The following is a 14,044-nucleotide window of genomic DNA, read 5'->3' as shown; positions in this document are numbered from 1 at the left end:
CCGATCGATAATCGCGACGGAGTCCGATAGAGAAATCACCGGCCGAATGTTCCTCGATGGACGTTCGGCCGGTGTTTTATGACAATCAATCGGCCGGTGGGCTGCCGTCCTGGCCCCGCTGGGATAGGTACGATTGCCGATCGGCATCTCGTGCGATTTGTGTTCGATTGTCCGCATCGAAGAAACAATGCCCGAAGAAAGCCTCGAAGATCAGAAACGCATCTTGCGCCGACGCATGCGGTCGTTGACGGCATCGGTGAAGGACCGTGCAGGCCGTTCGGCTCGGATCGTCGATAAGCTGGTACGACTGGACTGTTATCGGGACGCCCGCACGTTGTTCGTATTCGTCGCCATGCCGCACGAAGTCGAAACGCGGTCGCTTATCGAAACCGCCTTGCGGGAAGGGAAGCGGGTGGGTGTGCCGTTCTGTCTGCCTCGACGACAATTGGGCGTGTTCGACTGTCGCCGGCTCGATGAGCTGGTGCCGGGAGAGTTCGGCATCGACGAGCCGCCTACCTCCCTGCGAGCATCGCCGGACAGACGCATTGCGCCGGAGGAAATCGATTTAGTCGTCGTTCCGGGCTTGGCCTTCGATCGCCGCGGGTATCGGTTAGGACACGGCGGCGGCTATTACGATCGGTTCTTGCCGTCGGCATCCGATGCCGTCCGCGCAGCGATCGCCTTCGATTGCCAGATTGTCGATGCCGTGCCGCACGACGAGCGGGATCAGCGCGTCGATCTGATCGTAACAGAGACCCAAGTCGTTGAGTGTCGTCGGCGAGCGTGATGTTTCCGGGGTGGGGCTGATCAGGCGTGCCGTCTTCTTCACAGGCCGAAAGGCCGTCGTGTGCAAAATTTGCGCGGTGTCCTCGCGAAATCCCGCGATTTGGGCCGTTTTCAACTTTGGTACGGAACATGCATCGACATTCTTTCGCAAGAAGCGGTCGAGGATAGCCTCCCGAGCGGGTGCGGCGGCCGTTTCGGCAGGTCACGTTTGACGGAGGGTCGGATCATGTTCCGGAAAATGGTATTCTGGGTGATCGCAGGTGTGCTGGTTTGGACGACGTCGGGGAACGTTCACGCTCAGCAAGCGCCGAAAGGTGCACCTGCGGCCAAAGCGGCGGCGCAGGATGTCCAGGTGCGGGCAGAATGGCATCGCACGATCGCGGCGTTGCTGGCCGAGCAAGCCAAGCCCCAGCCCGATGAAGAAAAGATCGCTTCGTTGCGGTCGCAATTGGCCGAATTGCGCACGCAGATGAACGCAGGTGTGCAGGTGCAAGGTTTCTGTCCGTACGGCGGCCCCGTGCAAGCACGCAGTCGAGTCGGCGCCGGAGGAGCCGGTGCGGGGTACGGTGCCGGATTGGCCGGGCGAGGCGGTTCGGCCGCAGGGCGTTGTCCGTACGGATTCTCTCCCGGTGCCGGCATGGGACAAGGTCGAGGGTTTGGTCGCGGGGCTGCCGCCGGAATCGGCGGCCGAGGGCGCGGCCCCGGCGGCATGCGGGGCGGATACGGCCGAGGAAGGTAAGTGCCGTTCGTCGGTGCAAACAACAACGGAATCTGCGACAATCGGGAAGGATTCCCGCAACTGGGAACACGGCTGTTGCGATGCGATCCCCGCCGGTTTTGGACCGGCGGGGTGACGTTGCCTTCCGCGGACGTTTGTGAAACAGTTCACACAGCTCGAATCGCAAGCAGGGTCGACGGCAGCCTTCCATGAAAGCGAGATTCACAGGAAAACGATTCGAGCTTCTTTCGTTCGCATTGCTGCTGTTGTTATGCGCCGTTTTGGCGATGTGGCAATGGCACGAATATCGTGACGACACAGCGGCGGCTCGCGAAAGTCTCGAACGGAGGGCCGAGACGATCTATCACGCCGTATCGGGCGGGCTGCGGTCGCATCGGCGACTCGGTGAATTCTTCGACGAGCAATTGGGGATCTTTCTCGACGAGCTGGTCGCCACGCGCGACGTGATCCGCATTACCTTGTTCGATGCCGACGGCGAACGCCTGCTGGGAGCCGGGGATGCCGACGTGAAGGTTCCTTTCGGCGAGCCCGGTGTGCGCTTGACCGACGCGGGATTGTCGTATGTCGCGGATATCGAGTTGCCGTCGCCGACGCCCGGTGGTCCGCGGGGACCGGGTTGGGGACGCATGGCGCGTGGAAACGCATCCCCTCCCTTCAAAGGCGGGACGCTGCGCTGTGTCATGCTTGTGGATCGACAACCGTACGATCAGGCGTGTCGTAGGTCGGTGCGTCTTCGGTCGGCCGTCGCGATTGCAGGCTGCCTTGTGCTTTCGGTTTTTTGGGGAATGGCGTTCACGTTGGCACGGTTGGCCGTAACGGAGCAACGACGTCAACTCGCCGAGGCCCGGGCGGCACACTGGCGAGAGCTGAGCCAGGCTGCCGCAGGATTGGCCCACGAGACGCGCAATCCGCTGGGCATCGTTCGCGGTTGGGCACAGCGGATAGCTGACGAAAGTGCAACCCCCGAGGAAAAGACGCGAGCCGAAACGATCGTCGAAGAGTGCGACCGTATCACCGCCCGCATCAACCAGTTCTTGTCGTTTACGAAACCTTGCCGGCCGAAACTCGCGTCGATCGACATCCGAGAGTTGCTCGAAGAAGTGCGTACGCTTGCATCGTCCGACTTGGAATCGCGGAATATCGATTGTCGTGTAGAAGTGGCCGAGGATGTCGAACGCGTATTTGCCGACGTCGAGTTGCTTCGGCAAGCGGTGTTCAACCTGGTTCACAATGCATCGCGTTTCGCGCCGCCGGAATCGAGGATCGACGTCAAGGTGTCGCGCACGCCGACGGGCGGTGTCCGGGTCGAGGTCGCCGATCGCGGACCGGGGATTCCGCCGGACGATGTGCCGAAACTCTTCACGCCGTACTTCACGACACGCAGCGACGGAACGGGACTGGGATTGGCGATCGTCCGTCGCATTGCCGTAGCGCATGGCGGAAGCGTGACCTATACTCCCCGCGACGGCGGAGGCGCCGTGTTTGCGCTCGAACTTCCGTCGCCGAGATTCCCTAAGACCGAAACAGAGCCGTTGCCGACATGACTTACCGATCAGGGAGCCGATGAGCGGACTACCGGGACCACCGAAGGGCGTCATTCTTATTGTCGACGACGAGCCGGAACACCGCCGGCTTTTCGCTGATGTTGTGTCGTCGCTGGGCTTCGTTCCCCAAGAGGCCGGTTCGGCGGAAGAGGCTGAAGCGGTGTTGACGACCGTCGATCCTGCGTTGATCTTGCTCGATGTACGTTTGCCGGGGATGGCGGGGACGGCGTGGTTGGAAAAATTGCGTCACGAAGGCGCGACGGTGCCGATCGTGTTGGTTACGGCCTTTGGGGAAGTGCGCGAAGCCGTCGAGTCGCTCAAGCGAGGCGCCGACGATTACCTCATCAAGCCGATCGATCTCGACGAGCTGAAGGTCGTGATCCGCGAGCACGTGCCGGAGGCGTTTGCCGGAGAGACGGATTCGCCCGAATTGCCGCCGCTGCCTGACGATGTGATTTGTCGTTCCGACGCTTTCCGCAAGGTGCTCGAAACCGTGGCCGTTGTGGCGCCTTCCGACGCGCCGGTGCTGATTCTTGGTCCCAGCGGGGCAGGCAAGGAAGTCGTTGCTCGGTTGGTCCGTGATTGGAGCACTCGGGCCGACAAGCCGATGATTACCGCCAATTGCGCCGGCTTGTCGGAGACGCTGATCGAGAGCGAGTTGTTCGGACACGCGAAAGGTGCCTTTACCGACGCGAAAGAGTCGCGACAAGGCGTCTTTCGCGCTGCCGACGGCGGGACGTTGTTTCTCGACGAAATCGGTGAATTGCCGCTGCACGTGCAGGCGAAGTTGCTGCGGGCGCTCGAGTCGGGAGAGATTACTCCCGTCGGCGAAGATCGGCCGGTGCGTGTCGATATCCGCTTGATTGCGGCGACGAATCGCGATCTGGAGCAAGAAGTCAAAGCGGGCCGGTTTCGGGAGGACTTGTATTACCGCATCAACGTCGTCGAGGTGCGCGTGCCGCCGCTGGCGGAGCGCCGGGAAGATATCCTTCCTTTAGCGAGGCATCTCGCGGCCGGTTTTCGTAAGGCTCCGGTGCGATTCTCGCCTCAGGCGTCCAACGCAATGTTGGCGTATTCGTGGCCGGGAAATGTACGAGAGCTGCGTAATGCCGTACAACGGGCCTGCCTTTTGGCACGCGGTGACGTCATCTTGCCTGAACACCTCCCGCCCAACGTGGCGGCGACCGCCGGCACACGGAAGGAAGCACCGGAAGGCGTGTTGTCCGCCATGGAGCGAGCGGCCATCCTGGCGACCTTGGAGGAATGCGGCGGGAACCGAACGCAGGCAGCGAAGAAGTTGGGCATCAGCCGCCGCGCACTAATCTACAAGTTGCGCGCGATCGAACGGGAAACCGGCCGGAAGCTCTGACGTCCATCGCGAGCCCCGACCGGTCGAAGATGTTCCCGACGCACGCCGAATGCCTCGGCCGGTATGTAAAAACGTACCTGCTTGGTCGTCAGGCCGCCCAATCACGTAGCGGACGGCTTCGCAGCCGATTGGCGTCGGCGTCATCGAACGTTTCGGTCTTGGGATCGAACGTCAGCTCGCGGTCGAGTACCCAGGCCAATGCCGCGGCATGGCACGCGATATGGGAATGTCGCATGACGTTTTCGTTGGCGGCCGTCTTCTCACGAGACCGCACACAATCGAAAAAGTTGCGTGCGTGAGCGGCGACATCGAGGCCGCGGGTGCGCATCACCTCAAGCGGAATCTCGCTTTTCAGCGAAGTGGGGTCGACTTCGATTCTGCCTTCGTCCCCGGTTTCGACCCAACCTTCATCGCCCACGAATCGAACCGGACAAGTGCCCAATGCCGTGATGAACTTCGGGCTTCGATCGCCGAAAGGTGTCTTGAGAAAGTCGAGGATCAGACGCACGCCGTTCTCGTAATGGCAGATGATCTTGTCTTCGGCCGGTTCGTACCGGACGGGCATCGTATCGTCGGCCTGGTTGGCCCATTGGCATTGATCGACCGTATGAGCCCCCCAGTCGAGCAGACGAGCGCCCGAGTCGAAGTCCCAGTATCCTCGCCATCCGCCGCGGATATATTCGCGGTTGAACGGCCGCCAGGGTGCCGGACCGAGCCACATGTTCCAATCGACCTCCTCGACGGGAGGCGCCGCTTCCCGAGGAAGCCAGTCGTTCTTGAGCGTCGGTTCGTACACCGAGGCATAAAGGGTGTGGATCTTGCCCAATTTTCCGCTGTGAGCCAATTGGACGGCGAATTGGAAGTTGGGGACGCTCCGCCGTTGCGTGCCCGCCTGAAAAATGCGCCCGGTGCGCTGGAACGTGTCGGCCAGCTTCTGGCACAACTCGATCGTCAGGCCGCACGGCTTTTCGGAGTAGACGTCTTTACCCGCCTCGGCCGCCATCATGGAAGCCGTCGCATGCCATCGATCGCCGGTGCCGATCAACACGGCGTCGATGTCGTCCCGGTCGAGTAATTCGCGGAAATCGCGGTAAATGCGGCAATCGGTGTTTCCGTAGAAGCCGTCGACCATGCCCTTGCCCGCTTCACGGCGCGTTTTCTGGACATCGGCAATGGCCACGCAACGCACGTCGGAGAGCTTGAGCATCGCCTGAAGGTCGTACGTCGCCCGCGGACCGATGCCGATCACTCCGAATTGAATGCGTTCACTCGGCGGTACGGCATTTTCGGCACCGGCGGCTGCGGCGGAAACGATCCAGGGAACCGATACGGCGGCCGCCCCTGCGGCAGTCGTTTCCAGGAATGTGCGCCGATTTTGACGAAGCGATTCTGTCATGACAGCCATCCCCCGTGAGCATTCGTGTTTCGAGTAAGCAATAACACGGCCTGTGAGGCAACGACCACAGACCGTGTATCACTGTAATCGACCGTGTGCAATGTGGCAAAAATCTCGCCGTTGTGCCGTTTTTCACGGGGGATCGAATGAGCGGACGTGCCGGGGAAGGATCAAAATTCCCAGTCGTGCTCGACGATCGCGCGTATCGGGTCATGCCGGCGAATCATGCGAATGCGGTCGATTTCGACATGACCGCTGGATTGCAATGGATCGATACGCAGCTCGCGGAGCGGCTCTTCGATTTCGATTTCGAATCGCAAGACGTGGAACTGCCCGTCACCGACATACGATTGCGAAAGTCGGGTTTCGGGCGAAATCTTCTTGGACCGTGTGGCGTAGTAAAAATCGCAGCGCCCGTCTTGTTCGGCCCGGATGGTGATCTCGATGCGTCGTCGGCCTGCGGGGCCGCCGGCGTAGGGATTTCGCAACTGGGGATCGGAACCGCGGGAATCAAGAATCAGCAGGTCGTTCTCGCGGCGGACTTCCAGTAGTTCGTTGCCCGTCCAGCCGAGAAACGAGGGCACGTAATTAGGGTTCGGCTTGGGAACAAGGGCTTTCGTGTCGGCGAGGAAGTCGTCGATGAGCCGATTCAATTCTGCGGCGCGGTCGGGAAATCGAGCCGCAAGATTGATTCGCTCGCCGATGTCCTCTTCCAGGTTGTACAGTTCGAGCCGATCTGTCTGGTTTGGTCCATCGCCGTAGCGGCGGATGAGTTTCCAGTTACCGACCCGCACACTCGTTGCCCAAAGGCTGCCCGTCGCGGGCGGCGCATGCGGAAAATGGCAGAAGACCGGCCGATCGGCAGGCAGTGTTTTACCGAAGAAGGCTGGCAGTATGCTGCGCCCGTCGCACGCCTGGTTTTCCGGTTGCGGGATGTCGAGTAGATCCAAGATCGTTGGGTAGTAATCCACCGAGCAAACCGGCAGGTCATTGACCGTGTCGGGAGTGATGTGGTCCTTCCAAGTGACGATCAGCGGAACCCGGTGGCCGCCTTCGAAGATGTTGCCCTTGCCGTTTCGTAACGGTGCATTGTTGGTGACCTCGAGATCCTCGACGAGGTTGTACATGTTCCCGCCGTTGTCCGAGGTAAAGATGATCAACGTATTCTCGGCCAGTCCCAGCCGGTCGAGCGTGTCGAGCACACGACCGACGTTGTCGTCCAACGTTTCGATCATCGCGCCCATGACCGGGTTGCGCTGGAAGTTGTCGGGATCGGCGGCCGCTTTTTGACGATATTTTTCGATCAGCGGTTCTTTGGCCTCGAACGGTGCGTGGACCGAATAGAACCACAAATTGAGCAAGAACGGACGATCGCGATTTTCTTCGATGAAGCGGACGGCCTCGGTCGTGATGGCATCGTCGATGTGTGTGCCGTCGGGGACTTTCGGGAGTGTGTCGCACGGCCAAGGGGCAAAGTATCCGCCCGGCGGTCCGGGATGTTCGCGGCCGCCCACGACCACGTCGAAACCTTGGTTGTCGGGCAGATAGGGATCGCGACCAAGATGCCACTTGCCCATGAATGCCGTGGCGTAGCCGCGTTCTTTGAGCAGTTCGGCGTAGGTAACGTATTCGTTGGGCAGGCGGGTGCGCGTTTGCGGGGTCGTAACGGGATGTTGGGGCGCGGCCCGGTCGGGCACGATCGGGTCGAGAACCACCTGGGGAACATGTCCCGACGGCGTCGTGAATCGAATCCGCCCGGGATCTTGACCGGTCAAAATGCTCGCCCGGGTAGGAGAGCACAGGGGACTGGCAGAATACGCATTTGTGAACCGCATGCCGCGTTCGGCCAGTTTCATGATGTTGGGCGTTTCGTAGAAGGTGCTCCCGTAGGGCGTCGTGTCGCGCCAACCGAGATCGTCGGCCAACATGAAAACGATGTTGGGCGGACGTTCCGCCTTCGTATCCGCTTGGGCGACGACCGGCCGAGCAACGTAAAGACAGGCGACCGTTATCAGCAGAGCGGCACACCAACGATCGACGCTATGTTTATACGGGATCATGACGATCATTCCCTTTTGAGCCACACGGCTGAATTCATGGAGAAAGGGCCACGAACGGACGCAACGTGAACTGCTCGCTGGATAGCGGGCTTCGTACCCCGGCTGTTCCCGTTTCGACGATTTACGTCCGTTTACGGGGACGGCGTCCACCAGGCATCGAGTTTGGCTTTCAACTCGCGCACGAGATCGGGATGCTCGTCGGCGAGATTCTTGGTTTCGTGCGGGTCGACGGTCACATGGAACAGTTCGACGACTCCGTCGGGGACGTTGACGGGGTTCGGCACGATCAGTTTCCACTCGCCCTGTACCGTCCACCGATAAAGCAGGCTCTTGGTCGGGTGATCGACGTCGGCCACGTCGTGCTCGTACACGCCGCCGTATACCGCGTTACGGGCTTTCAACGCGTCGGTGTCGAGCAAATCGATACCGGGCAGGTTTTCCGGCACGGCCACGCCGCAGGCGTTCAAGATCGTGGGCGCAAGGTCGACGCTGCTGACCGGTGTTTCGGTGTCGAATCGCGGCTCGATATGGCCCAGGCGTCGAACCATGATCGGCGTACGGACTCCACCTTCATACGGCGACCGCTTGCTTCGAGGGGCGTAACGGTTCGGGGTGTCGGGATCTTGGATCCAGCCGTTGTCACACACGTACACGACCAGCGTGTCTTCGGCGATGCCTTTGGTGTCGAGATAGTCCAGCAGTTCGCCGCAGGTTTGGTCGAACCATTCGCACATTGCCCAATAACGGGCCACCGCGGGCGTCGGGGCTTTGGGCAGGTACTTTGCAAGTAGCTCCTCCGGCGGGGTGTGCGGCGCGTGGGGCATGAACGGGGCGTACCACACGAAGAACGGTTTCTTTTCGGCGACCGCTCGATCCATGAAGTCGATGACCGGATCGAGGCCTTGACGGCCGATCGTCAATCCGGCATCGCCGTGGCGGCCGCCTCGTGCGGGATCGCCGTGCGTCATGCCTTCATCGAAGCCGCCGCGACGGTGATTGCCCTCCCACCATTTTCCGCATTGGAACGAGACGTATCCCGCTTCCTTCAGCAATCGGGGAAGCGTGGGGTGTTCCTCGATCCGATGCATCAGGGTTTCGTAATACCTCGCGTATTTCGGGTTTCTGCGTCCGGTCATCCCTCGCACTTTGGGATCGGGTAATCGCGGATCGTTACCCGTGATTCCGTGTTGATGAGGATAGAGGCCGGTGATCATCGTGGCCAACGAAGGGCGGCACAATGAATCGGGAACGTAGCCGCGGGTATAGGTTACGCCCTCTTTCGCCAGGCGGTCCAAGTTCGGCGTGCGGATCACCGGATGATCCATGAAGCTGTAATCGGTCCATGCTTGATCATCGGAAATGATCAACAACACGTTGGGATGGTCGGCTGCGTGAGCCCGGCCGGCGAACAGACAACACAAGATTCCACCGATCAATACCGGCAATAAGCGTCGCATGGAGCAACCTCCGTGGAATGCACGAAAAGGTAGGACTGGTGATGCCGTCGGCCGGGGGGACACGCTACATGCGTGGTCCAAGCCCCCCGGATGTCGCTTTGCGAGGACCCAATACCGCCGCATTGCGCAAAGGTGCAGACCATAAACGGTGTTTATTGTATGGCGACTCGGCTGCCGATTGCACGTGGTGAATGCTGTGATTAAGCAAAAAGTCTTGCGCAGTTTTGTCTCGGGCGCGACCCGGCGGCCCAGCCCCTCAGGGTAATTCCCCCCGGTTCAGGAAACAAATATTTTGCAATCCTGTGTTTCCACCAGCGGCCGAAAGGGGCCGTTTGGCCCACGAGGCGGATATTCCTGGAGGCATCGTGTACAATCTTCTAATAGTGTCGCCCAAACACAAATCCCCCAGGTGAACGCATTCCCGTCTCGTCTCCTCACGGCAACAGTACCATGGCACGCAAATCTCCGAAAAGAAAACGGATACGGCATCCTTCGCTCGACCGCAGCCGATCGAATGCCGCCGCTGAAGTCGCCGCTGCCGATGGGCGGAAGGGGCGAAGGCACCCCCGGCTGATCGCGGGAGCGGTCTTTGCCGTCGGGATGTTGGTCGTTGCGGCCTGGTGGGGGGTGAGGGTCAGCCAGAACGAAGTAGTTCCTGGGGGGACTGCCCCAGCCGAATGTCCCGAGGCTGAGGGGTTGAGGTGGCGGCACCCCTTCGATGGAGCGGTATTTCCCGCCGACATTGCCCCGGCTCTCTTCTGGTGGAGTAACGACAAGCCCGGGGTCGGCGGATACAAGCTGACCATCGCCTTCAGCGACGGCGAAGACCCGGTCGAGGTCGAAATCGACGGTTTCGAATGGCGGCCGAGTGTGAAACTGTGGGAGGCGATCAAACGGCGGACCACCGGGCAGACGGCAACGGCAACGATCGCGGCATTGGCCGACGACGGCTCGGCAACGGTTCTAGAACGAGCGGAAGTTCACTTCCAGACGTCGCCCGATGCGGTTGAGGCCCCCATCTTCTACCGGGAAGTCAATCTGCCGTTCATCGAAGCGGTGGAAGATCCGGCGGCATTCATCCGTTGGCGTTACGGGCCGGTTTCGTCACCGGAGCAACCGCCGATCGTTTTGGAGAAACTGCCCCTGTGCGGCAATTGTCATTCATTTTCGACCGACGGCAATGTGCTCGGAATGGATGTCGACTATGCCAGTGACAAGGGATCGTACGTGATCAGTCCCGTATCGCAAGAGATGGTCTTCGACAACGAGAAGATCATCACCTGGAGCGACTACAAACCGGAAGATAACCGCGGGACGTTAGGGTTGCTCTCGCAGGTTTCACCGGATGGACGTTACGTCATCAGCACGGTCAAGGATCGCTCGGTCTTCGCCGCCAAAGACGACTTCGAATTCAGCCAGTTGTTCTTCCCGATTCAAGGGATTCTGGCGTATTACGATCGCGAGACGAAAACGTTTCACGCGCTGCCGGGCGCCGACGATCCCAATTACGTGCAAACGAACGCGACCTGGAGTCCGGACGGAAAATACCTCGTGTTTGCCAAGGCTCCGGCATATTTCTCCGATGCATTCCGCGAGAAGCAACGGGGATTGACGCGGCCGGAAGATATTCGCGAATTTCTTAGCGGTGAGAAGACCTTCAAGTTCGAGTTGTGGCGAGTGCCGTTCAACGGCGGGAAAGGCGGCAAGGCCGAGCCGTTGGAAGGGGCCTCAGGAAACGGGATGAGCAACTACTTCCCCAAGTATTCGCCGGACGGCAAGTGGATTGTCTTTTGCCGGGCGAAGAGCTTCATGTTGTTGCAGCCCGACAGCGAATTGTGGATCATTCCGTCCGAAGGCGGCGAAGCCCGGCGATTGGAATGCAACACGAACCGCATGAATTCGTGGCATAGCTGGTCGCCCAACGGAAAATGGCTCGTTTTCTCGTCGAAGGCGCTTTCACCGTATACCCAGCTCTTCTTGACGCACATCGACGAGCAGGGGCATGCGAGCGTGCCTGTCGTGCTGGATCATTTTACGGCCGAAGACAAGGCGGCGAACATTCCCGAGTTCGTGAACAACAGTCCCGATGCGATTCGTCGAATTACTGCGGCATTCGTCGATGACCAGCGGTACTACACGGCCGGATCGTGGAACCTGAAAGACGGTGAGTACAAGCTGGCCGCCCACAATTTTCGCAAGGCCATCGAGTTGAATCCTCACAACATCGAAGCGCGCGTCGCGCTGGGAACCGCCCTAATCGGGTGCGAACGCTTCGACGAGGCCGAGCTGGAGCTACGGAAGGTACTGGAGCTGGATCCAAAGAACAAGGACGCCTACTGGTTGCTGGGGACGATCCGAGAAAAGACGGGGCGAGACGACGAAGCGACGGCGATCTACCGCGAAGCGATTCGCAAGGTGCCCGACAATGCCAAGGCGTATCATGCATTGGCCCTCGTGTTGCTGCGACGCGGTGAAAAAGAGGAAGGACGCCGTTTGTTGTTGGAGGCAGCAAGAGTGGCCCCGGACGATCCATTGCCGCTGGTCGATCTGGGCCACACGTACGCGCGCGACAAGCAGTGGATCCAGGCGGCGGAAATGTACCGCAATGCGATCCGACGCGATTCCGAGAACGAAGATGCCCTTTCCAGTCTGGCCGTCGTGTTGCTGGAGAACCCGGCCAAGACCCCGGCCGAGATCGACGAGGCGGTGACGGCGGCTGAAGCGAGTTATCGGCTGACCGGCGGGGAAGATCCGACCGCCGTCATGATCCTCACCCGCGCTTATGCCGCCGCGGGCCGCATCGAAGATGCCGTGAAGACCGCGTATCGTGCGCTGGCCGTTGCCGAGAAAACCCACAACGGTCAATTGGCCGTCGTAAGCCGAAGACTACTCGAAGAGTACCGCGGTAGTTTGCCGCCGGGAACACCGTATCCGCCGAAACTCGACTGAGTCTACGGTCGTTCGGGCGTTGTCGGGAATCTCATGCGCGTCGATGGAAACGCGGTCTCGATCAGCTCTTTTCGGCGGCGACCGAGGGATCGACTTCCGCTTGGTTTTCAATGCATTCGTCGCAAGGGACGTCGTAGGTGCGATCGTTCTCACTGCCGTTCACGTAGCGGTCGAGTGCGGCGCGGGCGAGTTTGCCGCCCCATTCGGTCGGATATTCGCCCGTGATACACGCCTGGCAAAGGTTCTCGGCGGGAAGATTGATCGCCCTCGCGACGGCATCGACCGGCAGGTAGCGGAGCGAATCGGCACCGAGGTCTTCCGCCATGCGGGCTTGGACGGCATCATCCAGGCGATCCGGCCCGTCGAGATATTGTCGCGCGAAGAGTTCCGAGTAACGCGACATGTCGATCCCGTAGAAGCACGGCGAAATGATCGGAGGACACGCGACCCGCACGTGGATTTCCTTCGGTTTTCCCAATTCTCGCATCCGGTGCAGTAACACGCGCATGGTCGTTGAACGGACGATCGAGTCTTCGACCAGCAGCACGCGTTTGCCTTCGAGCACTTCACGCAGGGGGGTGTATTTCAGGCGGGCCTTATCGGCCCGGCTGGTACCCGTGTCGATGAACGTTCGGCCCGTGTAGCGGTTGCGGATCAACCCTTCGAGGCACGGAACACCGAGCTTGTAGGCCATTGCGTCGGCCGCGGCCTTGCTGGTGTCGGGAACGGGCACGACGATCGTGTTCCCGTCGTCGGTGGGGACGTCTTCGAGAGAGGCTAGTTCTTCGCCCAGGGCTTTTCGAGCCATGTAGACGCCGCGACCGTCCAACGTGCTGGCGACATTGGAAAAGTAGATCCATTCGAAAAAGCAGTGGGCGCGACGAGGCGAATCGGCGAATCGTTTCTTGATGATGCGACCTTCGCAGATGACGATGGCTTCTCCCGGTTCCACGGCACGAATCGAATCGGGAGAAAACCCCAGGTTGACCAACGCCACGCTTTCACTTGCCGCCGCGAACAGCGGCCCTTCGACGGCGTAACTGAGCGGTTTGATCCCGTAGGGATCCCGCATGACCAGCATTTCGCCTAGGGCATTGAGAAAGACAAAACTGTACGCGCCGTCGAACTGCTCGCGGAACGACTTGCAGATGTCGAACAAATCGGGCACGAGGCGATCGGCCAAAGTACGGCAGATCACGTGCATCATTACTTCGGTGTCGGTTTCCCGCGACAGGTAGTTGTCGGGATCTTTCAGCAACTTGCGTCGCAGGTCGGGATAATTCGCGAGCTGACCGTTGAACGCGAAGGCGAACCACTTGTGTTTCTTGATGTGATGCCGTTCGAAGGGTTGGGCGTAGCTGCGATCGTCGGCCCCGCAGGTGGCGTAACGGACGTGCCCGATGGCGGCCGTGCCCGCATATTCCCGCATGAGGTTTTCGTACTTTGCTCGTTGCCCCAAGCCGAAGACTTCGGCGACCGTACCGACATCTTTGTGGGTGTCGATGAGCTGGTTGCGCGTGGCCAAATAGCTGGTCATGCCCGCGGCCAATTGGCCCCGATTCTGTACGTTGAGCAGCATTTGCGGGATCAACGCCGACGTTCGCGTCGGGTCACCGCCGGGGCATAAAGGGCTTACCTCGTCACCGGGCAGGTGGTAGACGGCAGCTATGCCGCACTCCTCATGCAGTTCACTCATGGCCGAAAGGATCTCCGGAAACAAGCCGTAGGAGGCCGGACGTCTCAG

General features: G+C 60.4%; 9 protein-coding genes. 5 read left to right on the top strand and 4 right to left on the bottom strand.

Annotation, left to right across the window (positions count from 1 at the left end; genetic code table 11):
• The first annotated feature begins 187 nt into the window (after positions 1 to 187).
• From ACYQ2I_RS14375 to ACYQ2I_RS14360, 4 genes are all read left to right on the top strand, one after another.
• Positions 188 to 787, top strand: a complete 600-nt coding sequence (locus ACYQ2I_RS14375) for a 5-formyltetrahydrofolate cyclo-ligase (RefSeq protein ID WP_460167715.1) — start codon at positions 188 to 190, stop codon at positions 785 to 787.
• Positions 788 to 1,012: 225 nt separating this feature from the next.
• Positions 1,013 to 1,525 carry a hypothetical protein gene (locus tag ACYQ2I_RS14370; RefSeq protein ID WP_460167714.1) on the top strand — a complete coding sequence of 171 codons (513 nt, stop codon included), beginning with the start codon at positions 1,013 to 1,015 and terminating at the stop codon, positions 1,523 to 1,525.
• A gap of 188 nt (positions 1,526 to 1,713) precedes the next feature.
• The gene (locus ACYQ2I_RS14365) at positions 1,714 to 3,069 is read left to right on the top strand and encodes a two-component system sensor histidine kinase NtrB (RefSeq protein WP_460167713.1); all 1,356 of its coding nucleotides are present in this window, start codon (positions 1,714 to 1,716) and stop codon (positions 3,067 to 3,069) included.
• 19 nt (positions 3,070 to 3,088) lie between these two features.
• Entirely contained in the window at positions 3,089 to 4,438 is a 1,350-nt protein-coding gene (locus tag ACYQ2I_RS14360; RefSeq protein WP_460167712.1) for a sigma-54-dependent transcriptional regulator, read from the top strand.
• Positions 4,439 to 4,526: 88 nt separating this feature from the next.
• Here the strand turns inward: ACYQ2I_RS14360 and ACYQ2I_RS14355 are convergent, their stop codons facing one another.
• The 3 genes from ACYQ2I_RS14355 to ACYQ2I_RS14345 all read right to left on the bottom strand — a co-directional run bounded on the left by ACYQ2I_RS14355 (position 4,527) and on the right by ACYQ2I_RS14345 (position 9,351).
• Positions 4,527 to 5,834 (bottom strand): Gfo/Idh/MocA family protein, encoded by a 1,308-nt coding sequence (locus tag ACYQ2I_RS14355; RefSeq protein ID WP_460167711.1) that lies wholly within the window; start codon positions 5,832 to 5,834, stop codon positions 4,527 to 4,529.
• Between the two features lie 170 nt (positions 5,835 to 6,004).
• Positions 6,005 to 7,894, bottom strand: coding sequence for a sulfatase (locus ACYQ2I_RS14350; protein WP_460167710.1), 1,890 nt, complete (start codon positions 7,892 to 7,894; stop codon positions 6,005 to 6,007).
• Between the two features lie 131 nt (positions 7,895 to 8,025).
• Positions 8,026 to 9,351 carry a sulfatase family protein gene (locus tag ACYQ2I_RS14345; RefSeq protein ID WP_460167709.1) on the bottom strand — a complete coding sequence of 442 codons (1,326 nt, stop codon included), beginning with the start codon at positions 9,349 to 9,351 and terminating at the stop codon, positions 8,026 to 8,028.
• 450 nt (positions 9,352 to 9,801) lie between these two features.
• On the opposite strand from ACYQ2I_RS14345, the gene ACYQ2I_RS14340 reads away from it, so the two are divergent.
• Complete coding sequence (locus tag ACYQ2I_RS14340) at positions 9,802 to 12,300, top strand: tetratricopeptide repeat protein (protein ID WP_460167708.1); 2,499 nt, start codon at positions 9,802 to 9,804, stop codon at positions 12,298 to 12,300.
• Positions 12,301 to 12,361: 61 nt separating this feature from the next.
• On the opposite strand, the gene ACYQ2I_RS14335 is transcribed toward ACYQ2I_RS14340, so the two are convergent.
• Entirely contained in the window at positions 12,362 to 13,996 is a 1,635-nt protein-coding gene (locus tag ACYQ2I_RS14335; RefSeq protein ID WP_460167707.1) for an amidophosphoribosyltransferase, read from the bottom strand.
• Between the last annotated feature and the right edge of the window lie 48 nt (positions 13,997 to 14,044).

It is taken from the genome of Thermostilla marina (assembly GCF_054657455.1).
Note: the sequence above shows the minus strand (reverse complement) of the source record. Positions and strands in the feature narration are given on the sequence as shown.

Coding starts and splice junctions, on each gene's coding strand:
- ACYQ2I_RS14360 (WP_460167712.1), top strand. CDS start 3,089: ATGAGCGGACTACCGGGACCACCGAAGGGCGTCATTCTTATTGTCGAC.
- ACYQ2I_RS14340 (WP_460167708.1), top strand. CDS start 9,802: ATGGCACGCAAATCTCCGAAAAGAAAACGGATACGGCATCCTTCGCTC.
- ACYQ2I_RS14345 (WP_460167709.1), bottom strand. CDS start 9,351: ATGCGACGCTTATTGCCGGTATTGATCGGTGGAATCTTGTGTTGTCTG.
- ACYQ2I_RS14365 (WP_460167713.1), top strand. CDS start 1,714: ATGAAAGCGAGATTCACAGGAAAACGATTCGAGCTTCTTTCGTTCGCA.
- ACYQ2I_RS14335 (WP_460167707.1), bottom strand. CDS start 13,996: ATGAGTGAACTGCATGAGGAGTGCGGCATAGCTGCCGTCTACCACCTG.
- ACYQ2I_RS14370 (WP_460167714.1), top strand. CDS start 1,013: ATGTTCCGGAAAATGGTATTCTGGGTGATCGCAGGTGTGCTGGTTTGG.
- ACYQ2I_RS14350 (WP_460167710.1), bottom strand. CDS start 7,894: ATGATCCCGTATAAACATAGCGTCGATCGTTGGTGTGCCGCTCTGCTG.
- ACYQ2I_RS14375 (WP_460167715.1), top strand. CDS start 188: ATGCCCGAAGAAAGCCTCGAAGATCAGAAACGCATCTTGCGCCGACGC.
- ACYQ2I_RS14355 (WP_460167711.1), bottom strand. CDS start 5,834: ATGACAGAATCGCTTCGTCAAAATCGGCGCACATTCCTGGAAACGACT.